The 25,894-nt window shown below is 63.4% G+C and carries 25 protein-coding genes and 1 pseudogene; 14 read left to right on the forward strand and 12 right to left on the reverse strand.

The genetic code is table 11. The features are described from left to right. Position 1: 1 nt before the first annotated feature. From NMG70_RS16770 to NMG70_RS16780, 3 genes are all read right to left on the reverse strand, one after another. On the reverse strand, positions 2 to 1,675 hold the full coding sequence (locus NMG70_RS16770; protein ID WP_254025576.1) for an NAD(P)H-dependent oxidoreductase subunit E: 1,674 nt from the start codon (positions 1,673 to 1,675) through the stop codon (positions 2 to 4). Positions 1,676 to 1,886: 211 nt separating this feature from the next. After that, on the reverse strand, positions 1,887 to 2,126 hold the full coding sequence (locus NMG70_RS16775) for a sulfurtransferase TusA family protein (protein WP_254025577.1): 240 nt from the start codon (positions 2,124 to 2,126) through the stop codon (positions 1,887 to 1,889). A gap of 129 nt (positions 2,127 to 2,255) precedes the next feature. Continuing rightward, positions 2,256 to 3,512, reverse strand: coding sequence for a molybdopterin molybdotransferase MoeA (locus NMG70_RS16780; RefSeq protein ID WP_254025578.1), 1,257 nt, complete (start codon positions 3,510 to 3,512; stop codon positions 2,256 to 2,258). A gap of 181 nt (positions 3,513 to 3,693) precedes the next feature. Here NMG70_RS16780 and fdhD point away from each other — a divergent pair, with 181 nt between their 5' ends. Both fdhD and mobA read left to right on the forward strand, forming a co-directional pair. Then, positions 3,694 to 4,587, forward strand: coding sequence for a formate dehydrogenase accessory sulfurtransferase FdhD (gene fdhD / locus NMG70_RS16785; protein WP_254025579.1), 894 nt, complete (start codon positions 3,694 to 3,696; stop codon positions 4,585 to 4,587). Then, positions 4,577 to 5,209, forward strand: a complete 633-nt coding sequence (gene mobA, locus NMG70_RS16790) for a molybdenum cofactor guanylyltransferase MobA (protein WP_254025580.1) — start codon at positions 4,577 to 4,579, stop codon at positions 5,207 to 5,209. The genes fdhD and mobA overlap by 11 nt, the downstream gene beginning before the upstream one ends. Positions 5,210 to 5,217: 8 nt before the next feature. Here mobA and NMG70_RS16795 read toward each other — a convergent pair whose 3' ends face one another. The 5 genes from NMG70_RS16795 to NMG70_RS16815 all read right to left on the reverse strand — a co-directional run bounded on the left by NMG70_RS16795 (position 5,218) and on the right by NMG70_RS16815 (position 10,616). Continuing rightward, positions 5,218 to 7,158, reverse strand: coding sequence for a molybdopterin biosynthesis protein (locus NMG70_RS16795; protein WP_254025581.1), 1,941 nt, complete (start codon positions 7,156 to 7,158; stop codon positions 5,218 to 5,220). 7 nt (positions 7,159 to 7,165) lie between these two features. Further along, positions 7,166 to 8,161 (reverse strand): molybdopterin-binding protein, encoded by a 996-nt coding sequence (locus NMG70_RS16800; RefSeq protein ID WP_367185542.1) that lies wholly within the window; start codon positions 8,159 to 8,161, stop codon positions 7,166 to 7,168. A gap of 177 nt (positions 8,162 to 8,338) precedes the next feature. Further along, on the reverse strand, positions 8,339 to 9,163 hold the full coding sequence (locus tag NMG70_RS16805) for an ABC transporter substrate-binding protein (protein ID WP_254025617.1): 825 nt from the start codon (positions 9,161 to 9,163) through the stop codon (positions 8,339 to 8,341). A 35-nt stretch (positions 9,164 to 9,198) separates the two neighbouring features. Next, complete coding sequence (locus NMG70_RS16810; protein ID WP_254025618.1) at positions 9,199 to 9,921, reverse strand: ATP-binding cassette domain-containing protein; 723 nt, start codon at positions 9,919 to 9,921, stop codon at positions 9,199 to 9,201. A gap of 2 nt (positions 9,922 to 9,923) precedes the next feature. Then, positions 9,924 to 10,616 (reverse strand): ABC transporter permease, encoded by a 693-nt coding sequence (locus NMG70_RS16815; protein ID WP_254025582.1) that lies wholly within the window; start codon positions 10,614 to 10,616, stop codon positions 9,924 to 9,926. Between the two features lie 98 nt (positions 10,617 to 10,714). Between NMG70_RS16815 and NMG70_RS16820 the strand changes: the two genes are divergently transcribed. Beyond that, positions 10,715 to 11,590: a substrate-binding domain-containing protein gene (locus NMG70_RS16820; RefSeq protein WP_254025583.1), complete on the forward strand. Its 876-nt coding sequence runs from the start codon at positions 10,715 to 10,717 to the stop codon at positions 11,588 to 11,590. 42 nt (positions 11,591 to 11,632) lie between these two features. Here the strand turns inward: NMG70_RS16820 and NMG70_RS16825 are convergent, their stop codons facing one another. After that, a complete protein-coding gene (locus NMG70_RS16825) occupies positions 11,633 to 11,839 on the reverse strand; it encodes a DUF6494 family protein (RefSeq protein ID WP_128180972.1) in 207 nt (68 codons plus the stop codon). Positions 11,840 to 11,948: 109 nt separating this feature from the next. Between NMG70_RS16825 and NMG70_RS16830 the strand changes: the two genes are divergently transcribed. Continuing rightward, the gene (locus tag NMG70_RS16830; protein WP_254025584.1) at positions 11,949 to 13,229 is read left to right on the forward strand and encodes a c-type cytochrome; all 1,281 of its coding nucleotides are present in this window, start codon (positions 11,949 to 11,951) and stop codon (positions 13,227 to 13,229) included. 125 nt (positions 13,230 to 13,354) lie between these two features. On the opposite strand, the pseudogene NMG70_RS16835 reads toward NMG70_RS16830, so the two are convergent. Both NMG70_RS16835 and NMG70_RS16840 read right to left on the reverse strand, forming a co-directional pair. After that, a pseudogene (locus NMG70_RS16835) lies at positions 13,355 to 14,118 on the reverse strand (GGDEF domain-containing protein); the annotation flags it as partial. Positions 14,119 to 14,240: 122 nt separating this feature from the next. Next, positions 14,241 to 16,280 (reverse strand): 4Fe-4S binding protein, encoded by a 2,040-nt coding sequence (locus NMG70_RS16840; protein WP_254025585.1) that lies wholly within the window; start codon positions 16,278 to 16,280, stop codon positions 14,241 to 14,243. A gap of 101 nt (positions 16,281 to 16,381) precedes the next feature. Here NMG70_RS16840 and NMG70_RS16845 point away from each other — a divergent pair, with 101 nt between their 5' ends. The 10 genes from NMG70_RS16845 to NMG70_RS16890 all read left to right on the forward strand — a co-directional run bounded on the left by NMG70_RS16845 (position 16,382) and on the right by NMG70_RS16890 (position 25,525). Further along, the gene (locus NMG70_RS16845) at positions 16,382 to 17,119 is read left to right on the forward strand and encodes a biotin/lipoate--protein ligase family protein (RefSeq protein WP_254025586.1); all 738 of its coding nucleotides are present in this window, start codon (positions 16,382 to 16,384) and stop codon (positions 17,117 to 17,119) included. Continuing rightward, positions 17,110 to 17,652 carry a DUF6505 family protein gene (locus NMG70_RS16850; protein ID WP_254025587.1) on the forward strand — a complete coding sequence of 181 codons (543 nt, stop codon included), beginning with the start codon at positions 17,110 to 17,112 and terminating at the stop codon, positions 17,650 to 17,652. The genes NMG70_RS16845 and NMG70_RS16850 overlap by 10 nt, the downstream gene beginning before the upstream one ends. Next, on the forward strand, positions 17,649 to 18,665 hold the full coding sequence (locus tag NMG70_RS16855) for a DUF6352 family protein (protein WP_254025588.1): 1,017 nt from the start codon (positions 17,649 to 17,651) through the stop codon (positions 18,663 to 18,665). The genes NMG70_RS16850 and NMG70_RS16855 overlap by 4 nt, the downstream gene beginning before the upstream one ends. Positions 18,666 to 18,691: 26 nt before the next feature. Then, a complete protein-coding gene (locus tag NMG70_RS16860) occupies positions 18,692 to 19,204 on the forward strand; it encodes a DUF3305 domain-containing protein (RefSeq protein WP_254025589.1) in 513 nt (170 codons plus the stop codon). Then, entirely contained in the window at positions 19,201 to 19,896 is a 696-nt protein-coding gene (locus tag NMG70_RS16865; RefSeq protein WP_254025590.1) for a DUF3306 domain-containing protein, read from the forward strand. The genes NMG70_RS16860 and NMG70_RS16865 overlap by 4 nt, the downstream gene beginning before the upstream one ends. A 103-nt stretch (positions 19,897 to 19,999) precedes the next feature. Then, positions 20,000 to 20,671 carry a TorD/DmsD family molecular chaperone gene (locus NMG70_RS16870; RefSeq protein WP_254025591.1) on the forward strand — a complete coding sequence of 224 codons (672 nt, stop codon included), beginning with the start codon at positions 20,000 to 20,002 and terminating at the stop codon, positions 20,669 to 20,671. A gap of 33 nt (positions 20,672 to 20,704) precedes the next feature. Then, positions 20,705 to 20,923, forward strand: a complete 219-nt coding sequence (locus NMG70_RS16875) for a formate dehydrogenase (protein WP_029350210.1) — start codon at positions 20,705 to 20,707, stop codon at positions 20,921 to 20,923. Positions 20,924 to 20,930: 7 nt separating this feature from the next. Beyond that, the gene (locus tag NMG70_RS16880) at positions 20,931 to 23,843 is read left to right on the forward strand and encodes a formate dehydrogenase subunit alpha (RefSeq protein WP_254025592.1); all 2,913 of its coding nucleotides are present in this window, start codon (positions 20,931 to 20,933) and stop codon (positions 23,841 to 23,843) included. A 15-nt stretch (positions 23,844 to 23,858) separates the two neighbouring features. Continuing rightward, positions 23,859 to 24,455 (forward strand): formate dehydrogenase FDH3 subunit beta, encoded by a 597-nt coding sequence (gene fdh3B, locus NMG70_RS16885; protein ID WP_027151217.1) that lies wholly within the window; start codon positions 23,859 to 23,861, stop codon positions 24,453 to 24,455. Between the two features lie 53 nt (positions 24,456 to 24,508). After that, entirely contained in the window at positions 24,509 to 25,525 is a 1,017-nt protein-coding gene (locus NMG70_RS16890; protein ID WP_436798403.1) for a formate dehydrogenase subunit gamma, read from the forward strand. A 140-nt stretch (positions 25,526 to 25,665) separates the two neighbouring features. Here NMG70_RS16890 and NMG70_RS16895 read toward each other — a convergent pair whose 3' ends face one another. Continuing rightward, on the reverse strand, positions 25,666 to 25,887 hold the full coding sequence (locus tag NMG70_RS16895; protein ID WP_023797592.1) for a hypothetical protein: 222 nt from the start codon (positions 25,885 to 25,887) through the stop codon (positions 25,666 to 25,668). Positions 25,888 to 25,894 lie beyond the last annotated feature (7 nt).

The following is a 25,894-nucleotide window of genomic DNA, read 5'->3' on the forward strand; positions in this document are numbered from 1 at the left end:
TTCAAAGATCATCCCTAAAATGCGTCAAAAGGTGATTGACCGGATTGGGCGCCGCCTGGCCGAGACCGCAAATGGAGGAATCGCGCATCACGGTTTCAAGGTCGCGCATCGCCGTCTCATTCGGCACGCCCTTCTCTTTCAAGAGCGTCACCAGCTTTTCGGTTCCTTCCCGGCACGGCGTGCATTTCCCGCAACTCTCATGTTTGAAGAAATTCATGAGATTGAGGGTCACCTCCCTGATGTTGTCGGCTTGCGAAAGCACGACCACCGCATGTGACCCGACAAAGGCGCCCTGCTTGGCGAGTTCGCCGCCGAAATCGAGTTCAATGTCGCCCATCGAGGCCGGCAGGATGCCGCCCGAGGCTCCACCTGGCAGATAGGCCTTGAATTCATGCCCGTCTGCCATGCCGCCGCAATAGTCCTCGATCAGTTCTCGCACGGTGACGCCGGCCGGGGCCAGCTTGACGCCCGGCTCCTTCACATGTCCGGAAACCGACCACGAGCGAATTCCCTGATGGCCGGGCTTGCCCTGCGCGGCGAACCATTCGGGGCCCTTCTCGACGATGTCGCGAATCCACCACAGCGTTTCGACATTGTGATTGAGTGTCGGGCGTCCGAAAAGTCCGACTTCGGCGATGTAGGGCGGCCGGTGGCGCGGCATGCCGCGCTTGCCCTCGATGCTTTCCAGCATCGCGCTTTCCTCGCCGCAAATATAGGCGCCGGCGCCGCGCCGAAGTTCGATGAAACCCGGCTTGACGATGCCGGCTGCCTCGAGCGCCGCGATCTCGGCGCGCAAAATGGCGAGCACGGCTGGGTACTCGTCGCGCATGTAGAAATAAATGCGCTCGGCCTCCACCGCGTGGGCGGCGATCAGCGCCCCTTCGAAGGTACGATGCGGATCGGTTTCAAGATAGATGCGGTCCTTGAAAGTGCCGGGCTCGCCTTCGTCGCCATTGATCGACATCAGCCGGGGCCCTGTATAGCCGCGCACGAAGCCCCATTTCTTGCCGGCCGGAAAGCCGGCGCCGCCGAGGCCGCGCAGTCCGGCGTGCTCCATGATCTCGATGATGGCATTTGTGGTCAGCACGCCATCGCGCACTTTCTGCAAGAGCTGATAACCATCGGCAGCGCGATAGGCATCCAGGCCGACATAGTCGGGCGCCGCTGCGCTGATGTCCCCGTCTCTCGCCATCGCCAGCAGCCTGTGGCTCGTCGCGTGGTCGACTTCGCGGTCGCCGACGCGTGCGGCAGGGGCGGTGGAGCAGCGGCCCATGCAGGGCGCACGCATGACGCGGACTGTCATCGGGTCGGCCTCGGCGGCCAGTTCGCCAATCAGGTGTTCCGCGCCGGCCAGCATGCAGCTTATCGATTCGCACACCCGGATTGTCAGCGGCGCGGGCCTAGCCTCGCCTTCCCTGACGATATCGAAATGATCGTAGAAGGTCGCCACCTCGTAAACCTCGACCTGCGACAGGCGCATGTCCTCGGCAAGCGCGCGCAGATGCGCGGCCGACAGACAACCGTAGCGGTCCTGGATCAGATGCAGGAATTCGATCAGGAGATCCCGGCGCCGTTCGCGATGGCCAAGAAGTTCCCGGACCTCGGCCAGGGCAACATCATCCAGCGCCCGCCCCTTGGGTCCGCGATCCGGGCCTCGCCGTTGCTGCACTGTCATGCTCTCTCCTCCCGGGCGAACCCTTCGTCTGAGCAAGGCGGCTGCCGCCACCAATGTGGTTGTGAGCCGCCTTCAGCCCGGCCCACCTTGGTTCAAGGACTTGGCAGACAAATCGACTTGGCACACAAGTTGTACCAAATGCCGGTCTGGCAATCTTAGCAGACCGCGGCAGCACGACAGAACTGATCTGCGCCCTGATTTGTCGCACGGCCTATACCGGGGCAGCTTGCGCCTTCTCGATCAAGAAAATGATGTGGTCTCCCTGCCGTTGCATCGCCTCCAGGCGGTCGCCCATTTCGTTGATCAGATTGGGAATGTCTATGGCTGCCAGCGGATCGGTGCAACGGACCTCAAGGCGTTCGCCTGGCCTTATGCCGCTGAGCGCCTTGCGGGTTTTCAGCGCCGGCAAAGGACATTTCAATCCCGTCAGGTCGAGCTGTCTCGCTGTCATGGTGGCGCACCATGGCGGACCGCTTAGCGGTCGTCAACGGTCACCGACTCAGGGGTACTGCAAGTGAGAGCGGCCAGGCGTCGCACCGCATTTTTGCCGAACTGCATGCCGCCGGCTCGACGGCGTTGGTCAATTCAGGTCCGAATAGGCAAGGAACTGAACGGTCTGGCCCGGCTCGACCTGGGTTGTTTCCTCGCCGAGCTCGACAAGGCCGTCCGTCTGAACCAAAGAAGACAGCAGGCCAGCGCCCTCGCGCGGGAATTTGGCGGCTTCATACGTGCCGTCCTGCCCACGACGCAGGCTTACCCGCACGTATTCGCGTCGCCCCGGCTTTTTGCGGTAGGAAAAGGCGGCCCGCACAGGCCGCGAAATTGCTGGCTGCTGCCGTGCGCCGGCCAGTGCAAAGATCGCGGCGCGCGCAATATGGGCGAATGTGACGAAGCTCGCCACCGGATTGCCGGGCAGCCCAATGAAGGCTGTTCCCCTGATCACCCCCATCGCGACCGGCCGGCCGGGTTTTATGGCCACCCGCCAGAAGACCAGGGTGCCCATACTCTCGACGGCGGCCTTGACGCAATCGGCCTCCCCGGTCGAGACGCCGCCGGACGCCAGGATCAGGTCCTGCCCTGACGCGGCCTCGCTCAGCACATCCGCGATCAGGCTGCTGTCGTCTGTCAGAATGCCCAAATCGGTGGTCTCGCAGCCCAATCTTGCGAGCATGGCCATCAGCATGAAGCGGTTCGAATCGAAAAGCTGGGCCGGTCCGCGGACATTTCCCGGCGCGACGATCTCGTTGCCGGTCGAGAAGATCGCGACGCGAATTTTGCGCCTCACATCGACCTGCGTCATGCCGAGAGCCGCGGCGAGCGCAACATCCTGCGGGCGCATGCGCTGGCCGGCCTGCAGGACCACCTCGCCTGCTGCGACGTCCTCGCCCGCCGGCCGCACATTGGCTCCCCTTTTCAGGCCGGGCGGAAGAACGACCCTGCCGGTATCGTCGACACGGACATCTTCCTGCATGTAAACCGTGTCTGCCCCCTCCGGCAGCGGAGCGCCGGTGAAGATGCGTATCGCTTGTCCGGGCGCGGCGGGCCGATCCGGCGCCAGCCCAGCCTGGATCCTGTCGCTCACGGGCATAGCTTTTTCAGCGGTTCCCGGCAGGTCGTCGCCGCGCAGTGCATAGCCGTCGACGGCTGAGTTGGTGAACGGCGGCAGGGGCAGCGGCGCCACCAAATCTCTTGCCAGGACGCGCCCATCGGCAATCGCCAGCTGGACGGTTTCGGTCTCCTCGACAACGGTCAGCCGTGAGGCAATCAGTGCGGCAGTATCGTCGAGCGATCGCATCGGGCCGCCGAAAGCGAAGCAGTCGTCTGAAAGTTGCGCCATCGAGCCTTCAGCCTTTGTGGATCTGGCCGAACCGGCAGCTCGGCGCCATCCGGCAGCCCCAGTCTGCGCCTGTATGCGCTTTTGTGGACCGGCATCGGTTTGAACAGGCTATATAGTGCAGGTCAAGCCGAAGGTAACGCATCCACCCGACGAGCGGGATTGCAATTGTCATGAGATCGCCATGCAGCAGATGAAAAATCGACCAAACCCCGCCATCGTCATGCCGAGCCCGGATGACAGTCGATTGACTGAACAGGTCAGCGGCATCGATCATACGGGCGCTGCTATTCAAGTCCGCGTCCCCGTTGAACGCCCGCTGACGCTCTATCTGAATGCGCAGGAGATCGTCACGATGATGACGATCAGCGATTATCCCGAATATCTGGCGCTGGGCTACCTGCTCAATCAGAACATGCTCAAATCCGACGACGTCGTAACCGAAGTCGAATATGACGACGACCTTCAGGTTGTGATCGTTCGTACCGAGCGCAACACCAATTACGAGCAGAAGCTCAAGAAACGGACGCAGACTTCAGGCTGCGCGCAGGGCACGGCTTTCGGCGATCTTTTAGAGGCGCTGGAAGATACCGCTCTGCCGGCAGCCGTACTGCACACCTCCTGGCTTTACCAGATGACCCGCACGATCAACACGACGCCGTCGCTCTATCTTGAAGCTGGCGCAATTCATGGCTGCGTGCTTTGCAGGGAAGGCACGCCGATCTGCTATATGGAGGATGTCGGGCGCCACAACGCCGTCGACAAGATCGCCGGCTGGATGTATCGCCACGGCATCGATCCCGCTGACAAGATCCTTTATACGACGGGCAGACTGACGTCGGAAATGACGATCAAGACGGTTCGAATGGGCATTCCGATCCTCGTCTCGCGCTCGGGTTTCACCGCCTGGGGCGTGGATTTGGCGCGTCAGGCCGGCCTGACGCTCGTCGGCCGGGCGCGCGGCAAGCGGTTCGCCGTGCTGTCGGGCGAGGATCGCATCGTCTTCGACCAGGACCTCGCTTCCGTCGACGAGGAAGCACCTCGTCACAGACGCAAGGCAGCCGCCGATGGCGAATGAGAAGGTGCCGACCCTGGGCGTCGTTCTCGCCGGGGGGCTCGCCCGGCGCATGGGCGGTGGCGACAAATCCATGCGTCGGATCGACGGACTCACCATCCTCGATCGTGTCCTCGAGCGCCTCGGCCCGCAATGCGACGGGCTCTTGCTGAACGCCAATGGCGACCCTGCCCGCTTCGACCGCTTTCGCCTTCCAGTCGTTGCCGACCCGGTCGAGAACTATCCGGGGCCGCTGGCTGGCGTGCTTGCGGGCCTCGACTGGACTGCGCAGAACATGCCCGACGTCGAATGGATCGTCAGCGTCGCAGCCGACTGTCCTTTCTTGCCGCGCGACCTCGTCGAACGGCTGCATCTGACGCGTATGGCGAAAGGTGCGGATCTGGCGGTGGCGATGTCAGCGGGTCGGACGCATCCTGTCATCGGACTCTGGCAAGTGGCGATGCGCGATGCGTTACGCCATGCGCTCGTCGAAGAGGGCGTTCGCAAGATCGACCTCTGGACGGCTCGCTACCAGGTTGCCACCCAGTCCTGGCCGGCCAAGCCGGTGGATCCCTTCTTCAATGTCAACACGGTCGAAGATTTTGCCGAGGCCGAACGGCTCGTTTTGCACCTTACCGACCCTTAGCCCGAATATCAGCCAGGTCGGGTAAAGCCCATGCGCTCGACCCCCGCATTGAATTCAGGCGAAGCGAGCGCGGTAAGGAAGGCCTGCACCGCGGGTCGCTCTTTGCGGGCAGAGACCAGCGCGAAATCATAATGCTCTTCCTTCAGCGCAATGAAACCGAGCCCGGCTGAGCGCGCCACCGGCGCAATGGTGACGCCCCAGTCTGCTCGGTTCTGTGCGACGGCCGCGGCGACGGCATTGTGCGAGCGGGGCTGGTTCCAATATCCGTCGGGACGTGCCGGACCAAGCAGTTGGTCGATCAGGATGCGCGTACCCGAGCCCTGGTTGCGGTTGACCATCATGCAATTGGGATCGGCGAGTGCGGCTCGCACCGCCTCCTCTGGGTCGGTCCCCTGGAAGCGCACGTCGCTCGGGCGGTACACGATGCCCTGCATGCGTCGCCATCCCTGCACGAGTTCGAGGCCGTCGCTCAGGAACGGCGCATTGTAGCTTTGCGTCCTGGTGTCGAAGAGGTGGATGGGCGCGATATCGCACTCGCCCCGCTTGGTCGCGGCCAGGCCGCCCAGGCTCCCGACCGCGATAGACCGCACCGTCAGGCCGGCGCGAAACAGAATGCCCACGACAAGATCCAGGCCGGTGCAGCTGCTGCCGATCACCACGAGATCGGGAACACGGACGTGCGGTGTGAACAGCGTCACGGACGCCTCGCTTCCGGCAGGCATATTGTCGGCCAAAGCTTCGATGCTGATGAAGCCGTCGGCTTGGGCAAAGGAGGTTATCGCCCCCGAGCCCTTGCCGGTGGGATAGGCGACCAGCCCCTGCTCACCCTCGACCAGCGACACCATCACGAACTCCGTGCGGCCGAGTTCGGACTGAATGCGCAGCGGAACCTTTGCCGCGACCTTTGCTTCGGTCCGAGCCGGCAGGCCGGCCATTCGGCGCAGCACAGGTACGATCATGTCGTGGAAAGTGAACATGGCCGAAGTCGGAAATCCCGGCAGCACGACGACCGGCTTGCCGTCGCAAACGGCGAGGCAAAGCGGCTTTCCCGGCTTCAGCGCCACGCCATGGGCAACGATGCCGGGCGCGCCGAGACGGTTCACGATGCGGTGGCTGACATCACCCGCGCCCTTGGACGTCCCACCCGACAGTATCAGCACGTCATGCGCCGCTAGCGCCTCGCGCATGACGGCTTCCAGCGTGGCTTCGTCATCCGGATAAGCGCCGAGAAAGCTCGCCTCGCCGCCATTTTCAGTTATCGCGGCGCTGACGATTGCGCCATTGGCGTCGTAAATGCCGGCGGGTCGCAGGCTATCGCCCGGTTGGACAAGTTCGTCGCCGGTCGACAGAACCGCCACGCGCAGCTTGCGCGCCACCGTCACCAGCGCAATTCCGCAGGCGGCAAGCATGCCGATTTCTCGCGAGCCGATCACCGTTCCGGCGCGCAGCAGAATCTCACCGCGGGCGATATCGGATCCGGCATGCGAGATGAACTGGCCGGGCGAGGCTCCGCGCCTGACCTCGATGGCATCGCCTTCGGCCGGTTGTGTGTGCTCCACCATGACGATGGCGTCGGCGCCGCGCGGCACGGGCCCGCCCGTCGCGATCGAGGTGGCGGTGCCTGCGAGCACGGGTATTTGCGGCGCGACACCGCAGGCGATAGTTTCGCGGTTGAGCAGGAGCCTGGCAGGAAGGGCCTCCGACGCGGTGGCTATGTCGGCGGCGCGCACGGCAAAACCATCGACGTTCGAACGGTCGAAGGGCGGCACGTCGATCGCAGCCGTGACATCATCGGCAAGCGCCAGCCCAAGCGCATCCGCAAGCATCAGTTCTTCGGTCGGGATCGTCCTGGGAAACAACGCCGCCTCGAAACGGGCGAGCGCCTCGTCGCGCGACAGGACCGTCAGGAACTGCTCCTGGCCGGTATCTTGTCGGGTGGATCTGGTCATGACCGACTCATCTGGGATCGTCGAACACAAAGGCGCCGACAGGTGTTCCCGCGGCACACCCCTCACTGGCGCCTGGAATAGCAAGCCATGCTTCCGCCAGGCGCATCGCCTCCAGCGAAAAATCGCCTGTCGCAAGCGGCCCCCATCTGTCTTGTTCCTGCTTCAGGAGGACGATCTCGGCCAGTCCGACCGTGGAGGAGATTTTTCGCTCCAGCGCCAGGACCGTCTGTCGCCGGGCGCTCCTGCCCGACTGGCGATCGATAGCCGGCTGAACCAGCGCCAGAAAGGCGGCAAAGGCCTGATCGGGCGCGCCGGGCAGAGCAATGATCGGGACCCCGTCGAGCCGGCCGATCGCCGCGGTTCGGCCTGGCTGCAGCGCTATGTTATGGGCGATGAGCGCCCCACGCGCCGCAAGCGCCTCGACTGTTGCGTCGGCGCGCCCCGCACCAGTGCCTCCAATCAGGATGATCAAATCGCCGGCTGCATTCCCAAGCGCCTGGGCGACGGATCTGGCGTCGCGCGTAACCGTTTCGATATCGAACACCGTCGCGCCAGAGGCTCTTGCGAGCTCGGCGATAAGATGGCCCGTGGAAGTATCGCTAGCCGGGGCGGCGACATCGATCAGGCGCACCTGCGGCGCCCGCACCGCAATTTCACCAATTCCTGCACTTCGCACGGCCAGGAGGTCAGCGGCTGACAGCCTGTGCCCTGCAATGATGAGCGGTCGGCCCGCCTCCATGTCCTCGCCAGCGCGTCGCACGCCCTGGCCTGGTACTGCCTCCTCGAGCGCCTGGGGCATCGGGCCGCTGCAATCGATGAGATCGGCATCGAGAACGCAATCGCATCCCTGCGGCACGGCGGCGCCTGCCTCTACCCAGACCGGAATTACCATCAACGGCAGCGGCGAATAGGCCGACGCACCGGCAAGATCGAGCGCGCGGCACGCCCAGCCATCTGTCTTTGCCGTGTCGCGGATCGGCTGCGCGTGTGCCAGGGGCGGCATAGCGGCGCCGATCTTCCCAAGCGTCTGGTCAAGCGGCAAAAAGAGTGGGCGCGACCGGCACCACTCCATCGAGGAGTGCGGCGAGAGCCGCTTCGAGACCGGTCAGCGCGCCGACGGAAGGCTGCATTCTCATCATGTCCGATGATGGGGCAGATGCGAACCGCTTTGCAACCGACTTCAGGAGCGCTTCTGCTTAGCGTTCGGGAAGAAGAGTTGCTGGCCGTCAATGTTGTATTCGCCAATCGCCTGCTGTCCTTCAGGCGAGATCAGCCAATCTATGAAGCGTTGGCCGGGTTCAGCCTTGACGCTCGGATGCCTCGCGGGATTCACCAGCATGACGCCGTACTGGTTGAACAGCCTTTTATCGCCTTCGACCACGATCTCCAGTCCGCCGCGGTTCTTGAACGCCAGCCATGTGGCGCGATCGGAAAGCACATAGGCATCCATGGCGCTGGCTGTGTTGAGGGCAGCGCCCATGCCCTGCCCTATCTCCTTGTACCAGGGCCCTCTCACCGCCGCGATGTCGACACCTGCCGCCTTCCAGAGTCCGAGTTCTGCAAAGTGGGTTCCGGATTTGTCGCCGCGGGAAACAAAAGCAGCTTTTTTGCTCTGGATCGATGTCAAGGCGACTGCGATATCCGGCGAACCCTTGATGCCGGCCGGGTCGCTTCTGGGCCCGATCAGGACGAAATCATTGTACATCACATCGAAGCGTCTCACGCCAAAACCTTGCTGGACGAATTCCTCCTCCTGCGCCCTGGCATGGACGAAGACCACGTCCGCGTCTCCCCGGCGGCCGGCGTCGAGCGCCTGGCCGGTTCCCTGCGCGACCACCCTCACCTCGATACCGGACTTTGTGGTGAACAAAGGCAGTATGTGGTCGAAAAGGCCGGAATCCCGTGTCGAGGTCGTCGAGGCCACGACGATCGACTGTTCCTGTGCGCTGGCCAATGCGCCGCTTGAGGCGAGGAAAGTCAAGATGAGCGCAATTGCGGTAAACAGTCGACGGTTCAGCACTGGAAGGTCCATTTCCTCAGTCAAAGAACGAGTTCCCCATGGATAAAGGCGGCAGCTTCTACGGATGAGGGGCGATCGAAAAAATCACCGACGCTGGCGTGCTCGCACAGTCGGCCGCGAACGAGGAAGACGACATCTCCCGCGAGCCGTCGCACCTGGCCGAGATCGTGCGAAGCCATGACGATCTTGGCGCCCGATTGGGAGGCCATGAGGATGATCTCCTCGACATGGCGGGTTGCAGCGGGATCAAGGCTGGCGGTGGGTTCATCGAGCAGCAGGATCTCGGGTTCGCGCGCCAGTGCGCGGGCAAGCGCCACGCGCTGTTGCTCACCGCCGGACAAGCGCCGCGCAGGTCGCGCCGCCAGGCCCAGAAGGCCCACACGATCGAGAAGTTCCTCGGTGCGTGCCGTGCGATGATGGCGCGGACAACCAGCTTGCGCCAGTGCGTAAGCCACATTGGCGGCGACGGAGCGGCGCAGCATCACCGGTTTCTGGAGCAGCATTGCGCGGCGCCCGAGGCCGCGATCGGTGCGCCCACCCCAGTTCACAGTTCCTGCGGAAGGCGCGGCAAGTCCCATGCAAACCCGAAGCAGTGACGTCTTGCCCGCGCCATTGGGACCGAGCACGAGTGTCGGCGCACCGGGAGTAATCGCCAGGTTCAGGCGGTCGAGCATAGTCGTGGGGCCGGCGCTGAGCGAGACCCGGTCCAGAATGAGAGGAAGGTCGGTCAGCGCGGCACGCATCATCAAGCCACCCGTTGCTCCGACCACAATCGAAGGCCCCAGGCAGCGGCATTGATGGCAAGAATGAGGCCGATCAGGACGGCGCCGAGACCCATCGCGAGCGGCAGGTCTCCCTTTGAGGTTTCGAGCGCGATCGTGGTGGTCATGGTTCGGGTAAAGCCCTCTATATTGCCACCGACGATCATTACTGTGCCGACTTCGGCCGCCGCCCGCCCGAAGCCGGCGAGCAGTGCGGTGATCAGGCTGAAGCGGCTGTCCCACAAGAGCGTCGCCACCCGGCCTGTCGGGCCGACGCCCATCGCTGTCAGTTCGTCGCGATATTCGCGCCACAAATCCTCGATGGTCTGGCGCGTCAGAGCCGCGATGATCGGCAGGACGAGAAGCGCCTGCGCGATGACCATGGCGGCAGGTGTGAACAGCAGGCCGAACTCGCCGAGCGGCCCTGATCGCGACAACAGCAGGTAAACTGTCAGGCCGACGACCACGGGCGGCAGGCCCATGAAGCCGTTAATAAGCACGACGAGCGCGGAACGCCCCGGAAAACGCGTCAGTGCCAGCAACGCCCCGAGCGGCAGTCCCACGACGGCCGCAACTGCGACGGCGGCCAGTGTGATGGTCAGAGAAAGACGCACGATCGAGATCAGCGCCGCGTCGCCGCTCGCGATAAGCTGCCATGCACTTAGGCCTTCCGACATTCCCATTCGCCTGCGCTGTGTCCTTCGCTGTTCTGCTGCATTTACTCCGCATTCGTCAAACAATTGAACTTGCGCAGGAATATGCATAACATTGCAGGATGGATTTGCTGACGACTGCGGAAGCCGCAGACTATTTGCGCCTTGGCGAACGCAAGCTTTACGAATTGGTCGCAAAAAACCGCGTCCCGTGCAGCAAAGTGACGGGCAAGTGGCTGTTTCCGCGCAACGAACTCGACCGGTGGGTACTTTCGGGATTGGCGCATCCCGACGGAATGATTGCGCCCGAGCCGGCGCCCATAGTTGGCGGCAGCCAGGACGACCTGCTTGAATGGAGCCTTCGTCAGGCGGGCTCCGGCCTCGCCTCGCTGACCGAGGGGACGGGAGGGGGCGTTGCGCGTCTTTTGCGTGGCGAGGTTGCCGCTGCGGCGATCCATTTCCACAATGATGCAGCCGACCCCAATGTGGAGGCCGCGCGCGCCATGCCGCGGCTGCACGATGCGGTGCTGATCGGTTTCACGCGGCGCGAACAAGGGCTGCTGCTGCCGCCGGGCAACCCCCGATCGCTCAACAGCCTGGCCGATGTCCTTGAAAGCGGAGCCAAAATAGCGGTGCGCCAGGCCGGGGCCGGAGCCCAAATGCTGCTGGATGTCCTGGTCGCCCGCGCCGGCGCCAGCCAGAGGCGGTTGAACCGGCTCGAGCCGCCATGCCTGACAGGGCCGGATCTCGCTGCCGCGATCCGGACCGGCAGGGCCGATTGCGGCATCGCCACACGCGCCGCCGCGCGCGCCGCCGGCCTCGAGTTCGTATCTTTGGCGTGGGAGAATTTCGATCTGCTGATGCGGCAGCGAACCTATTTCCAGCCTTCGATCCAGGCGCTGATCCGCCTCATGGCCCAGGACAGCTTCGCTCAGCGCGCCGCAGAACTCACAGGCTATGACACGGGCCCGGCCGGGCAGGTCCGGTTCTTCCATTGATGTGTCGTGTCGATGGGGCGCCGGGCGCACCGCCGAACCTATTCAGCCAAGGTCGATGTCGCCTTCGACGACGTGGTGCAGACCGGCGCGTTCAGCCGTAATCACGGCCCTCACGGTCAGGCGCCCCTGGCCTTTCAGTCCCGCATCGGCCACGGCCTTTTCGATCGCCTGCTGCGAGGTTACGCCGACCTGCTTCAGGAACTTGCGCATCGACACGTTGAAGGGATCGGTTTCCATGTTTTGAGTCATAGGATTGCCTCTAATAGCTGGGAGGGTGCGGCTGGTCGGGTCGCGGTCGCATGCTGCTCCCCGGCGAAGGCGCTGCCCGCCAGCGGAACACGGAAACGTATGATGCGCAATGCATAAGACGCTCGCAATAGCTTTGCTCGCTTCTGTTTTCGGCGCGACGGCACATAGTGCGGAACTGCGCGGGCATGGCGGTCCGGTGCGGGCGATTTCCGTGGCGCCGGACGGAAAGACGGTGGCAACCGGCAGTTTTGATACCAAGACGATCATCTGGTCGCTTGAGACCGGCGAAGCGCGCGACGTGCTGCTCTTTCATGAAGGTGAGGTAAGTGCCGTCGCAGCATTGCCGAACGGGCGCTTTGCCAGCGCCGGCGCAGATGGTCGCATCGCGATCTGGCAAACCGGTCGAGGCGAGCCGGCCCGCATCCTGGAGGGTCACACCGGACCTGTCGCCGACCTCGAACTGTCACCTGACGGATCGATGCTGGCTTCGGCGTCCTGGGACACCACCGTCCGGCTCTGGCCGCTTGCTGGTGGGGAAGCGCGCGTCCTGGAAGGCCATGGCGCAAACGTCAATGCGCTTGCCTTCCTGGCCGACGCAACCCTCGTCAGCGCCGGCTATGACGCTACAGTCATGTTTTGGCCGAACCAGGCTGAGGCGCCGCCGATTCGGGCGGTCATGCCGACGCCGCTCAATACGCTTGCAAGAGCTAACGGCGATCGCCTGTTCGTCGGAGGTGCGGACGGGCAGGTACGATTGCTCGACCGACGCGGCAAAGTGCAGCTGGAAGTTCAGGTCTTGCGCAAACCGGTGATTGCCCTCGCCGCCACGCCAGACGCGAACCATCTCGCCGTCGCCGGCATCGGTGATGGAATCCTGTTGCTGGACGCTATGAGCCTCTCCACCATCCGCACTCTCGACACGTCCGGCGTGGCGGTATGGTCACTTGCGTTCGCGGCTGGCGGCAAGACGCTTCTGGCTGGCGGCGCCGACCATCTGGTGCGGGAATGGAACATCGAGACGGGCGAGCGTCTTGGGGCGGCTGCGACCGGCAGGACCGATCCGATGGCCAGATACGCGGGTAATCCGGACGCGGAGGTATTTCGCGCCTGCGTTGCCTGCCATACGCTCGACCCGAACGACGGCAATCGAGCCGGGCCTACGCTGCATGGCATTTTCGGGCGCAAAATAGCGTCCGTGCCGGGTTACCATTATTCGCCCGCTTTCCGGAAAATGGATATCGTCTGGACACCCCAAACCGTGTCGGAGCTGTTCGAGTTGGGTCCGAACGCCTACACCCCCGGCACCAAAATGCCCGAACAGACGATCAGCAACGCCGAGGATCGGGCAGCCCTGATCCGCTTTCTTCAGGCCGAGACACGCACCGACTAATGCATGTCGCGCAAAGCATGCCCACGGGCCTTGACCCGAGGGTGTGCAGCGGTTTTGCGATAACGACATGCATGAAAGCAACAACCTAAAGCTCGTCGCATGAGGCCGGCCGAACGCGACGCGCTTTAGGCCATGAACTCCGACATGATCGTCTCGACCGAGCGCCCAAAAAGGCTCGATGTTTCCTGCCTGTGGAACACCACCCGATTGCGGCCGGTTTGCAACATAGAGTGCTTCATCCGCTTGGCGCTGGAGCTGCTCTGGCGAAATGACCTGGGCCGGCGCCTGGACCGCCACGCCGATGCTAAGGGTGATACAGCGGGACACGCGCGATCCAGGATTAGGAAAACAGGCAGCTTCCACACACTCGCGAATTCGCTTGGCTACAACCGCGGCCTCCTGCTCGTTCACACTTGGAAGGAGCACGAGAAATTCCTCACCGCCATAGCGCGCCACATGATCGCGATCGCGCCTCACATTCTCCCGAATCAAGCGGGCGACCTCGATGAGGCAACGATCGCCCTCAGCATGACCGAGATGATCGTTGAGCTTCTTGAAATGGTCGATGTCGCACATCAGCATAGCGGCACCGCCGGGCATTTTCCGCCACCGCCCCACACGTGGTGGAGCGTTTCCGTCATCCGGCGCCGATTGTCGATGCCGGTTAGCGAATCGGTTCTCGCCAGAAGCTCCAGCCGATCGTTCGCTTCGGCGAGTTCGGCAACCCTGTGCCGGTCTCGACGCTCAAACAGAAAAGTTTTCTGAGCCAGAATTGTCATCGTACGCCGCGCGGCAACCGTAGCGAGAATGCCGCTGGCGAAAAACAACGTGGCAGCCACCGCATTGCCAATCTCAAGGCCTGGGTTCGCAACTGAAAGACGAGGTAGAGAGATTTGATTGCTAAAGGGCGTTCATTTGCGTGTTGATTGTAACCCTCTTGGTCACCCTCGAAGCCGGCTCTCCGCCTCGATCGCCGAGAAACGCATGTTTGAGGACGATCAGCCCCAAGGCTCAGACCGCCTTGTCGCTCGAGGCCTTACGCTCCCGCAGATAGTCTTCAGTGGTTCGCGGCGGCGAGCGGCCAGGGCCTGCATAAGGATCGAAGCCCTCATTCATGGCCGCATCGACGCGGCAATTGTCGCACATCCGTACAAGGTCGAGCCGCCGTGCGTTCTCGCCTGCAAACATCCAGTGTTTGCCTTCGAGCTTGGCGACGATCCGCTCGACAGTGCTCCTTGTGCCGAACGGCTTTGCGCAGCGGATGCAGTTGTACGGCTGCTCTTGCTTCACGACCCGGCTGCGAGCGCCCCATGCCTGGAAATCCACCTGCGGCGTCAAGGTGATGACCTTCTCCGGGCAGGTCGCGGCGCAAAGGCCGCACTGCACGCAGGCGTTCTCGGAAAAATATAAGGCCGGCTGCTGTTCGCTGTCGGAAAGCGCCCCCGTCGGACAGGCCGAAACACAAGAGAGGCAGAGCGTGCAGCCGTCGACATTGACGTCCAGGCCGCCGAACGGAGCTGCAGCAGGCAACGCCACGCGGTCGACCGGCGTCGGCGCAGCTCGATGGAGCTCGAGCATGGTGCTCGTCAGCAGGCTGCGCTTCTTGCCGAGCGGCAGGAATGCCGCCGGGCGCCGCGACGCAACGTCTGGGGTAATCAGGTCCAGCGCCGAAGCGAGGATGTCGGGATCATCCGCTTCGATCAATCCGCAGACCCCCGCGCCATAACCGAGAGACCTGCTCAAAAGATTGGCGATCGCGATGTTTGCGGCAATTCCCGTAAGCTCATGCCTTGGCTTGGCCGACGACAGCGCCCTTACGGCGCAAGCGCCCCAGGCGACTGGCGCGGTCCACGCCTCGACCCCTAGCTGGGTTATCTCGTTCACCGCGACCGGCAGGACATTTGCGGGCAGCCCCGCGCCGAACCGGGCAAGTGCGTCGATCAGCGGCTCGCCATGGCCGAGATCATGGAAAAGCACAATCGCATCCAGGCCGCCCGCCTCACGATAGGTAAGAAGAAGCGTCCGCAGCCGCCGAAGCAGCGACTCGGCATCCGGCACGGCGTAGGCGGCAGCACCCGTGGGACATGCCGCCGCGCAGCTGCCGCAGCCGGCGCATACTTCCGCATCGATCGCGACGTGGTTGCCGGCAGGCGTTATTGCCCCTGTCGGGCACAGGTCGAGGCACCGTGTGCAGCCGGTGATGCGCGATCTCGAATGGGCGCACAGATCAGCGGAAAAATCGATGAAGCGCGGCTTGTCGAACTCGCCAACCAGATCAGCTGCCCTTGCGATCGCAATGGCAACGGAGGCGCGATCGCCGGGATCGGCCTTGACGTAGCCGTCGCGCAATTCATGAGCAGGAAAAAGCGGAACCCCGCCGGAGAGATCAAGGATGATGTCGGCGTTCGAGACCGCTCCGTCCCGCGATATCCCGAAGGCAAGCCGATCGCGCGAAGATGGATTGGGCGCCGCGAAATCGTCGACTGTCAGCTCGAAGGCGCCAAGATGGCCGCGCGCTTGCCGGATCGTTCCCTGCATGACGGGAAAATCCCAGACCCGGTGCGGCGCGATTTCGCGCGGGCGGCTAAGCAACACAGTGACGTCCAGCTTTTCGGCGAGTTGCCGGCCCGCATCGATCGCCGTCGCGTCGCAGCCATAGACCAGGACGACACCATTGCTCGAAAGCGTAACCAGCGCGGGTGGCGAAGCGGGTTCGGCCGCCATGGCGAGCAGAGCCGCCGCTTTCGGGCCGGCGGCAGCAGCATCCTGCGACCAGCCGCCCGTCTCGCGAATGTTTGCGAAAACCAGATCGCCTGCGAAACCGAGTTCCTCGGCGAGGTCGCCGAAAAGCGGCGCCTGTTGCGTGCAGCTGATGGTGACTGCTTCGCCGCCGCTCAGGGCGCTGCGCACCCGGTCGAGTTCCGCGCCGCAGAACTGGTCCCCCGCCTCGACCCGTGCGCCCTTGCATCCGCGGGCGACGCTGGTGCCGAAGCGTGGCATGCTCCGCTCGCAGGAGCAGACCAGGACCGTGCGTCGTTTGTCCAGGCTCATTCCGACTCCCGTGGCATCTTGCTTGTCCACGCGGTAGCGCCTCTTGCCTGGAAGTATTATAAAGACATTACAGTCGCCGTCATCAAAATATGGATCGGCCTATGCGGCCCTCTGTCAGCGACCTCCAACTGCCACCGCCTTACAGCCTCGTGCCGCTGAGAGAGGCCGGTGACGCCTTTGCGCACGCCTGCGCGATCGCGGCGGACGAAGGCGCAGGCACGCTTGCCTGGGTGCGCCGCTACGATCTGGCCGAATTCGCAGTGGTGCTTGAGCCTGATGACCCGCTGGAGGATGCGCGTCGCGCGATCTATGCCGGCATGAACGCACTTGCCGATGCACTTGCGGTCCATGCTCCGCCGTCGCGGCCCATCACCTTCGACTGGCCCGACACTGTTCGCGTGGACGGGGTTCTCGTCGGCGGCGCCCGCTTGGGCTGGCCGGAAGGGGCACGGGAGAACGAAATCCCCGACTGGCTCGTCTTCTCCGGTATGATCCGCACCGCCGTCATCCGCGCCGGCGAGCCCGGTCTGCGTCCGCTGCTTGGCGCGCTTGACGAACTCGGCTTCGTTGCGCTCGATGCCGGTGAGATCGTTGCGAGCTTCTCCCGCCATCTGATGGCCGCATTCCACGAATGGAGCGATACCGGCTTCGGTTCGATCGCCAGCCGCTGGCTCGACCGGCTGCCCCGAAAGGGCGATGAGCATACAGAGCTTGCCGGCAACGGTGATCTAGTGATTTCCCACACGGCCTCTCACGGGCTCCGCGAGCGAAAAAGCCTGTCCGAGGCGCTTGCCAGGCCCTCCTGGCTCGATCCGATGACGGGCACGCCATGGCTTTGAAGCTGCCGCGAACGATCCGCCTCGATCCATCGGACACGTTTGTCTATTCGCGCGCTGCAGAACCGGGCGAGTGGGCGGTGACCGGCACCTTCCTGTTCTTCGGCGCCGATGTGGCCAGGCTTTCCGGCAAGCAACGGCAGGCGTTCCGCGCCGCGTTCCTCGGCATTGACAGCTTCGGCTGGTCCACCCTCGTCGTGGTCACCGACGCGACCGCGCATGATCGCGCGGCAGCCGTCGATCGGCTGGCCGAGCAGCTTGTGGTGCGATGCGGTGCGCCGGACATTGAAACGGCGCGCGCCGCCGCCGAAGAGGAGATAGCCTTCGCGCAATCGCTGTGCGACCACCCGCCAAACACGCTGATCGGGGTCAACCGCACCAGCGAACAGGCCGGCACCCGAGAGTGTTTTCGCACCCTGCACCGCAAGGCGAGCCGGCTGGAGCCGGCAACGGCATTCCGCTTTGTCGAAATCGAGGGCGAGGACGCGTCGACGGAAAAGTTCGATCTCCTTGCATTGGCCGGGAGGCAGAAGTGAAGGATTTCTGGGTTTCCTCAGGTCATCACCTTCTCGACAGGGATGAGGCCGGGCGCCTGCTGGTGACCGACTCCTTTCTGAAGGCGTATTTTGCGCGGCCAGAGCTTCTCCCCCCGGCGACCGCTTGCCCGGCGGAGTTGCGCCTGCATCACGAACTCTTGATGCATCATCCGCGCCGGCCGGTCGCAAAGCAGGAGATCGCCGCCTTGGAGGACCCGGATGCGCGCGAGAACTGGGAGTTCATGATTGCCTTTCGCGACCATGTTCTGGCCGCTCCCTCACTCGAGGCCGCGTATGTCGCGCTGGCGCGCGGCTCGGCCGAAAATATTCCGCCGCTGTTCATGAACCAGCTTGCGCAGGTCGTCCTGCGCAATGCGCTGGATGGTCAGCACGACGCCTGCGTTGTGCGAGCCGCCGAGCTGTTTTATCGGCCACAACGCGTGACGTCTCACGAGGGGGCTGTGCTTCTCGCCGATGCCGAAACCATCGAACTGCATGAACAGAACCGCCATGCTTCGCCGCTCCTCGGCATGCTTGGTGGTCCAGCAGTCACGGAACTGGAGATACTCGACGAGAACAACCCCGAGAGTTACTTCGCCAGGAGCGACGCTTTCGATATGGTGCTTAAGCTCGGCAGCGCACGGAGTCCGGCCCGGCGCGGCCTTGCGACCGCAATGGAGATCTGGATTCGCCATCTTGTTGCGGTGGGCGTCGAGATCGAGCCGGTGGAGCGGATCGAGGACGAGGACTGGGCCTGGTTCGTCGGCCTCGACGCCGAAGCGACCCGCATCGGCAATACGCTTTGGGCCGGCGGTGAACTTGACCCGGAGACTGCAAAGCGCGTCATTGCACTATTCCGGCTCACCTTCTCCGACACGGGCGAAGTTCAGCCGCAGGTGGGCGCCAGGCCCGTCTGGCTCATAATGGCCATGACCCCTGACCGAACGATCCGCATGAAGCCGCAGAACCTCGTCGCTGGCCTGCCGTTTCGCGCCCAAGGGACGGTGAACTAGGACGGTGAACTAGGAGGATTGGTGCAATGGTGCGGGAGACTGCGGAAGTCGGGGTGATCGTCGAGCGACGGGTTCGGGACAACCCGTGGATCGACCATGTCTGGGTGCCTGTGGCCGTGCTGGCGGGCGCGCCAAGCGCTGCGCCATGGTCGGTGCTGCACGAATCCGACGGCCTGACGCGCTTCTACGCCGGAACTTTCAAGCTCGAGCTCTTCGGGTGCGACACGGGCATGTACCGGGACAACCTCCGTTCGGGGCGGCCTAGCCTCTGGATCGCGCTCCGGTCGTGCGATGCTCCACCCGGAGTTGTGCTGCACCTGGTGACCGCTGACCCTTTCGAAGGCGAGTCGCTGACCGAGGCTGGCCCCGACATCATCGAGGCCGTGCCGATGCCGATCGAGCTTCAGCAATGGCTGGCCGCCTTCGTCGAGACGCATCACGTTGAGCGTCCTTTCATCAAGCGCAAGCGCGATCGGGCGGACACCAATGCCCTGGCCAGGCGCGGTCCTCGTTACGGAACGAGGGATGATGCCGAATGAGCGCGGGGAGCGACAATGTCTTCGCCCGCTGGTCGCGCCTCAAACAGGCGGCGCGTTACAGTTCGACTGCGGGGCCGGAGACCGATCAGCCTGCGCCTGACGCAGCGGCGGCGCCGGCCGATACCGGGGAGCAGCTTGCACCTGCAATTGTGGAGCCGGAGGCCGCCCAGCCCGCCGAGCCCCTCCCTCGCGTCGAGGATCTGACCGCTCAAAGCGATCTTTCAGCCTTCCTGCGCAAAGGCGTTCCCAAGATGTTGAAGCGCGCCGCATTGCGCAAGATGTGGTCGCTCGATCCGGCAATTCGTGATCATATCGGGCCTTCCGAATATGCCTGGGACTTCAACAGCCCTGGATCCATGCCGGGTTTCGGTCCCTTGAAAGCATCCAGCGAACCTGTCGTGGATTTCCTGTCGAGCGGCGGCAACCCGACTGATCCAGCAGGCGCCGCCATGGCTTCGCAGGCGCCGGAGACGGCGCCAGCGGCCAGCGCCGTCTTGGCGGACGAGGACGTGAACGCCTCAGCCGACGGGTCGGATTCTGTCACGCCGGACAGTTCGATCGAACCGGCAAACCCCCAATCCCCTTCGGCCGACGTCGCCGGGACCGCCATCGACCGCGACGAAGGAGCCGGCGCTGCGGAATCATCGCCGATCAATCGCCAGCGGCGCCATGGCGGCGCCATGCCGCGCTGATCTGGATTTGTGACCATTTTGGCACAGTCGCTGTTGCAATTGCCGGGCCGGGCACTAGAATTCACTCTACCCACTCGTTGAGGGGCACGGTCGAGGTCAGTAGATGAACCCAGACTTGCACCTAGAGGAGGCAATCGGCACGTCGCGCGGAGCTGACGCTCTGGTTCGCGGCGTAAAAGATGCTGACGTCGACGACGTGAACAGCGCACGCGCGGATGAGTACGCGCTGCTCGCCACGCTTCTCCTGGCCGCTCCGGATGCAAACCTCATAGCGCGGCTTTCCGGGTTGCGGGGCGACGCTGAGACCCCGCTCGGCGAGGCTCATGCCGCACTCGCCCAAGCCGCTTCTTCGGCCTCTCCGGTTGCCGTCAGTCGCGAGTATTTCGAGCTCTTCATCGGGGTCGGGCGCGGCGAACTCGTTCCCTACGCCTCATACTACCTGACCGGCTTTCTCAACGAACGGCCGCTTGCCCGCCTGCGCGGGGACATGAGGCGCCTCGGCCTTGAACGCGCGGACGGTCATTTTGACCCGGAAGATCATCTCGGCACGCTATTCGAGATCATGAGCGGCTTTGCCGCCACACATTTCGTCGTTCCCGCCGGCGAGGAGCGGGACTTCTTTGAACGTCACATCGCGCCCTGGGCAAGCCGTTTCTTCGCCGATCTGGAAAACGCGGCCTCGGCCAGGTTTTACCGGGCAGTCGGCGCGTTGGGGCGGATTTTCATCGACATCGAAGCCGATGGTTTTGCCATGGAGGCGCGACCAAGCTCGTGACCTGATCGCGTCGACGCATAGGGAGGAAGGCAGATGCAGGAAAAGCAACAGACGGCAATGAACCGCCGCAATTTCCTTCGCGCCTTCGGCGGCGCATCCACCACCGCCGTGGCCGCCGCCGCCGTGACGCTCACCCCAGGAGAAGCGCAAGCTTACGATCCCGGTGAGGAGGAGACGAGGGCCCGCTACCGCGAGACCGAGCACGTCAAGGCATTCTACCGTGTGAACGGTTATGAGACATTGAAGAAATGAGGGCGCCATGCTGACCAAGCGCAAGAGCGGTCAGGCGAGCCGCACAAGATTGCACACCCTGATGGGCACGGTCGCCTCCGCTCCCATCGACCGGCGAACCTTCCTTCGCCGTTCCGGTCTCGCGGCCGGCGGAATGGCTGCACTCGGGTCGTTCCAGCTCGGCACCGTTCAGAAGGCGGCAGCCATCAGTCCGCCGCAGCCGGGCGTGCCCATAGAACTGAAGAAAAGCGTTTGCACGCATTGCGCGGTCGGCTGCACCGTTACCGCCGAAGTCCAGAACGGGGTTTGGACCGGTCAGGAGCCTTCGTGGGACAGCCCGATCAACCGCGGCTCCCATTGCGCCAAGGGAGCAAGCGTACGCGAGCTCGTACACAGCGACCGCCGGCTGAAATACCCGATGAAGCTCACCGCAGGGCAGTGGGAGCGTGTCTCCTGGGACGACGCAATCAATGGCATTGGCGACAAACTGCTCGAGATCCGTGAAAAGTCCGGCCCGGAATCCGTCTACTGGATGGGGTCGGCCAAGTTTTCCAACGAAGCAACCTATCTCTTCCGCAAGCTCGCGGCCCTGTGGGGAACAAACAATCAGGACCACCAGGCCCGCATCTGTCATTCGACGACCGTCGCCGGCGTAGCCAACACCTGGGGCTACGGCGCGATGACGAACTCCTTCAACGATATCCGCAATTCGAAGACCATGATCATCATGGGCGGCAACCCGGCTGAGGCGCATCCGATAGCGATGCAGCATCTGCTGGAAGGCAAGGAACTCAACCAGGCCAATCTGATCGTCATCGATCCCCGTTTCACGCGCACCGCCGCCCATGCGACCGAGTACGTCCGGTTCCGGTCCGGCACTGACATAGCGCTGTTGTGGGGCATGCTTTGGCACATCTTCGAGAACGGCTGGGAGGACAAGGAATTCATCGCGCAGCGCGTCTACGGGATGGATGAGGTCCGCAAGGAAGTCGCGAAATACACGCCGGAGGAGGTTGAGCAGATCACCGGCGTGCCTGGCGATCAGGTGAAGCACGTCGCCGAGCTGTTCGCCACGCAGAAGCCGTCGACGATGATCTGGTGCATGGGCCAGACACACCACACGGTTGGCACCGCCAATACACGCGCAAGTTGCATACTGTGCCTCGCCACCGGCAATGTCGGCAAGCCGGGGACGGGCGCGAACATCTTCCGTGGCCATGACAACGTCCAGGGCGCGACCGATATCGGGCTCGATGTGGTCACCCTGCCCTTCTATTACGGGTTGACGGAAGGCGCCTGGAAGCACTGGTCTCGCGTCTGGGAGATCCCCTACGAGGACCTGCTGAGCCAGTTCGACTCGAAGGAAGCCATGGAAACCCCGGGCATACCGCTGACAAGGTGGTTCGATTCCGTCTCGCTGCCCAAGGACGAGATAGGGCAGCGTGACAGCATGCGCGCCATGTTCATTCAGGGCCACGCCAGCAACAGTATCGTCCGTATCCCCGAATCGATGAAAGGCCTGACAGGCCTGGAGCTGCTTGTCGTCGCCGATCCCCATCCCACGACCTGGGCATCACTGGCCCTGGAGGCGGGGCGTCAGGACCACACTTATCTCTTGCCGGTCTGCACGCAGTTCGAGACGTCAGGCTCGCGCGTCGCCTCGAATCGGGCCATCCAGTGGGGCGAGCAGATCGTAAAGCCGAGCTTCGAGCAGAAGGACGACTACCAGGTCATTTATCTCTTGTCGAAGAAGCTCGGGCTTGCCGACAAGATGTTCAAGAAGATTGCGGTCGAGGGCGACCGGCCGGTGCCGGAGGAGGTGCTGCGCGAGATGAACCGCGGCAGCTGGTCGACGGGTTATTGCGGTCAGTCGCCGGAGCGGCTCAAGGCGCACATGAAGAACCAGCACAAGTTCGACCTGGTGACGATGCGGGCTCCCAAGGATGATCCCGAGGTCGGTGGCGACTATTACGGCCTGCCTTGGCCATGTTGGGGCAAGCCTGAGATCCGCCACCCGGGCACGGCCAATCTTTACAGCACCGGCCTGCATGTCATGGACGGCGGCAGCCCCTTCCGCGCCCGCTTCGGCGTCGAACGAAACGGCCAGACCCTGCTGGCGGAAGGCTCGTACACGCAAGGCTCGGAACTCACCGACGGCTATCCGGAGTTCACCATGGCCGTGCTCAAGAAACTCGGCTGGGACAAGGACCTGACGGCGCAGGAACGCGCCGTGATAGAAACGATCGGCGACGACATCAACAAGGTCTCGTGGTCGACAGACCTGTCAGGCGGCATCCAGCGCGTCGTGCTCAGCCATGGCTGCCATCCCTACGGCAACGGCAAAGCGCGCGCAGTAGCGTGGAACCTGCCCGACCCGGTGCCCACCCATCGCGAGCCGATCTATTCGCCGAGGGTGGACCTGGTCGCAAAATATCCGACCTATCCCGACGCCACACAGTTCCGGCTGCCGAACATTGGCTTCAGCGTGCAGCAGGCGGCGGTGGAAAAGGGCATCGCCAGAACGTTCCCGCTTATCCTGACCAGTGGTCGGCTCGTCGAATATGAAGGCGGTGGCGAGGAAACGCGGTCGAACAGATGGCTGGCCGAGCTGCAGCAGGAGATGTTCGTCGAGATCAACCCGGCCGATGCATCCGAACGCGGCATCGGCGATGGGACCTGGGTTTGGGTGAATGGTGCGGAGAACAACGCGAAGGCGCGGGTGAAGGCCCTGGTCACGGAGCGCGTCGGCCGGGGCGTCGCTTTCATGCCCTTCCACTTCGGCGGCTGGTTCCAGGGCAAGGATTTGCGGGCCCACTATCCGCAGGGCTCCGATCCATATGTTCTCGGCGAGAGCGTCAACAGCATAACCACCTACGGCTACGACCCGGTGACGGGCATGCAGGAGCCGAAGTGCACGCTTTGCCAAATCGTTGCGGCGTGAACGGGAGGAACGGAAATGGCCAGGATGAAATTCCTTTGCGACGCCGATCGTTGCATCGAGTGCAATGCCTGCGTCACCGCCTGCAAGAACGAGCACGACGTGCCATGGGGCATCAACCGGCGCCGCGTCGTCACCATCAATGACGGCAAGCCTGGCGAACGATCCGTCTCGATGGCGTGCATGCATTGCACCGACGCGCCTTGCGCGGCGGTCTGTCCGGTCGACTGTTTCTACACCACGGCGGACGCGGTGGTGCTCCATTCCAAGGACCTGTGCATCGGGTGCGGCTATTGCTTCTACGCCTGCCCGTTCGGCGCCCCGCAATATCCCCGTGTGGGCAACTTCGGTTCGCGCGGCAAGATGGACAAATGCACCTTCTGCGCCGCGGGCCCGGAAGGTGATTCCACCGAAATCGAATATGCCAAGTACGGAGCCAACCGGCTGGCTGAAGGCAAGCTGCCGCTTTGCGCCGAAATGTGTTCAACCAAGTCGCTCCTGGCCGGCGACGGGGAGATCATCGCGGCGATCTACAAGGAGCGCGTGACGCAGCGTGGCTATGGTTCGGGAGCCTGGGGCTGGCAGACGGCCTATCGGGAAACAATCGACGTCTAGGAGGCAGTCGGGCTCGTCCCGCGCGCACCGGAGCTATCACGGAGGACGCAGAAATGCCGGACAACAGGCTTGGTGGAGTGACGCCGCAGGCTATCGCAGCGTTCATGACGCTCACCCTGCTGGTGGCAGGGCCCGTTTACGCGCAAACTCCATCCGGGAGCAACCCGACCGCACAGGCGGTGAGCGAACAGCAGCTTCTTGACGAGTTGCAGAAGATCGAGGGTCGCGTCACCCTGCCCAATACGGCCGCCGGCTTGCTCGAGCAGCCGCAAGGCCGCGACTACCGCAGCTTCCACGAGGGCTGGCTGCCGTGGATCGGCGGCATCGCGATACTCGGCATTTTGCTGCTGCTGGCGCTGTTCTATTTCTACAGGGGCCGCATCCGCACACTGGCTCCCGGATCCAGAGTAAGGATCTTGCGCTTCGGTGCTCTGGAGCGGCTGACCCACTGGATGACTGCCACGGCGTTCATCATCCTGGCCATCACCGGCTTGAACTTTATCTTCGGCAAGCGTCTGCTGATGCCGCTGATCGGGGCCGATGCATTTTCAACCTGGTCGATTTGGGCGAAATACGCCCACGACTTCGTCTCCTGGGCTTTCATGCTCGGCATATTGGTCATGCTGGCGACATGGGCCTGGGACAACCTTCCGGATCGCCATGACGCGCATTGGCTCAGGGTCGGCGGCGGCTTTTTCGACAAGACCAACAGGACGCATCCGCCGGCCGGACGTTTCAACACCGGCCAGAAGCTCATCTTCTGGGCCGTCGTGCTCGGCGGAATTGCGCTGTCGGTATCGGGCATATTCATGCTGTTCCCGTTCGCATTCACCGACATAAACGGCATGCAGACGGCCCAGTATGTTCATGCGACTGTGGGCATAATCCTGATCGCCGTTATTATCGCTCACATTTATATCGGCACGCTCGGGATGGAAGGCGCCTATGAAGCGATGGGTTCGGGCACGGTCGATATTAACTGGGCGAAGGAGCATCATAGCCTTTGGGTCGAAAGGCAGGAGGCGAAAGGTGCGATACCGCCGCGTTCGGCGGCCGAACCGGCCGAATAGTAGTTTTTGCGCACAATCGAAAATGCCCGGGCTATTGGTCCGGGCATTTTTTTGGCGTGCTCGCAGACTTTCATTGCGCGGCCTCGAAATCCACGTCAGCGAACGCAGGTCTACATCCGACTAGCCCCCCATATCTCATACTAGGAAGGCGTCTCCTCGCCGCCCGCGGCTGCGGTGGAGTTGTCGCCCGGCTCGCCCGTCCAGTTTTGACCGACCAGATTGTGTCCCGGATCGCCCACGCGAGTGCTCTCGCTGCTGTAGACCTGCCATGCAGGCTGTTGCTGCTGCGCGCTCAGAAGAAAATAGCCGGCCCCGAACGCAATTGCGATCGAAACGACAATTCCGGTCAAGATCATACCCATCCCGCCT

The sequence above is a fragment of the Mesorhizobium ventifaucium genome, assembly GCF_935822925.1.
GTDB classification, from domain to species: Bacteria; Pseudomonadota; Alphaproteobacteria; order Rhizobiales; family Rhizobiaceae; genus Mesorhizobium; species Mesorhizobium ventifaucium.

Bases quoted from the DNA above. Each gene is read 5' to 3' on its own strand.
- NMG70_RS16770 (WP_254025576.1), bottom strand. From the start codon at position 1,675: ATGACAGTGCAGCAACGGCGAGGCCCGGATCGCGGACCCAAGGGGCGG.
- NMG70_RS16780 (WP_254025578.1), bottom strand. From the start codon at position 3,512: ATGGCGCAACTTTCAGACGACTGCTTCGCTTTCGGCGGCCCGATGCGA.
- NMG70_RS16890 (WP_436798403.1), top strand. From the start codon at position 24,509: ATGCCGGACAACAGGCTTGGTGGAGTGACGCCGCAGGCTATCGCAGCG.
- NMG70_RS16895 (WP_023797592.1), bottom strand. From the start codon at position 25,887: ATGGGTATGATCTTGACCGGAATTGTCGTTTCGATCGCAATTGCGTTC.
- NMG70_RS16860 (WP_254025589.1), top strand. From the start codon at position 18,692: ATGGTGCGGGAGACTGCGGAAGTCGGGGTGATCGTCGAGCGACGGGTT.
- NMG70_RS16830 (WP_254025584.1), top strand. From the start codon at position 11,949: ATGCATAAGACGCTCGCAATAGCTTTGCTCGCTTCTGTTTTCGGCGCG.
- NMG70_RS16815 (WP_254025582.1), bottom strand. From the start codon at position 10,616: ATGTCGGAAGGCCTAAGTGCATGGCAGCTTATCGCGAGCGGCGACGCG.
- NMG70_RS16850 (WP_254025587.1), top strand. From the start codon at position 17,110: ATGGCTTTGAAGCTGCCGCGAACGATCCGCCTCGATCCATCGGACACG.
- NMG70_RS16800 (WP_367185542.1), bottom strand. From the start codon at position 8,161: ATGCCGCCCCTGGCACACGCGCAGCCGATCCGCGACACGGCAAAGACA.
- NMG70_RS16865 (WP_254025590.1), top strand. From the start codon at position 19,201: ATGAGCGCGGGGAGCGACAATGTCTTCGCCCGCTGGTCGCGCCTCAAA.
- fdhD (WP_254025579.1), top strand. From the start codon at position 3,694: ATGCAGCAGATGAAAAATCGACCAAACCCCGCCATCGTCATGCCGAGC.
- NMG70_RS16870 (WP_254025591.1), top strand. From the start codon at position 20,000: ATGAACCCAGACTTGCACCTAGAGGAGGCAATCGGCACGTCGCGCGGA.
- fdh3B (WP_027151217.1), top strand. From the start codon at position 23,859: ATGGCCAGGATGAAATTCCTTTGCGACGCCGATCGTTGCATCGAGTGC.
- NMG70_RS16840 (WP_254025585.1), bottom strand. From the start codon at position 16,280: ATGAGCCTGGACAAACGACGCACGGTCCTGGTCTGCTCCTGCGAGCGG.
- NMG70_RS16825 (WP_128180972.1), bottom strand. From the start codon at position 11,839: ATGACTCAAAACATGGAAACCGATCCCTTCAACGTGTCGATGCGCAAG.
- NMG70_RS16880 (WP_254025592.1), top strand. From the start codon at position 20,931: ATGCTGACCAAGCGCAAGAGCGGTCAGGCGAGCCGCACAAGATTGCAC.
- NMG70_RS16810 (WP_254025618.1), bottom strand. From the start codon at position 9,921: ATGCGTGCCGCGCTGACCGACCTTCCTCTCATTCTGGACCGGGTCTCG.
- mobA (WP_254025580.1), top strand. From the start codon at position 4,577: ATGGCGAATGAGAAGGTGCCGACCCTGGGCGTCGTTCTCGCCGGGGGG.
- NMG70_RS16875 (WP_029350210.1), top strand. From the start codon at position 20,705: ATGCAGGAAAAGCAACAGACGGCAATGAACCGCCGCAATTTCCTTCGC.
- NMG70_RS16775 (WP_254025577.1), bottom strand. From the start codon at position 2,126: ATGACAGCGAGACAGCTCGACCTGACGGGATTGAAATGTCCTTTGCCG.
- NMG70_RS16795 (WP_254025581.1), bottom strand. From the start codon at position 7,158: ATGACCAGATCCACCCGACAAGATACCGGCCAGGAGCAGTTCCTGACG.
- NMG70_RS16820 (WP_254025583.1), top strand. From the start codon at position 10,715: ATGGATTTGCTGACGACTGCGGAAGCCGCAGACTATTTGCGCCTTGGC.
- NMG70_RS16845 (WP_254025586.1), top strand. From the start codon at position 16,382: ATGCGGCCCTCTGTCAGCGACCTCCAACTGCCACCGCCTTACAGCCTC.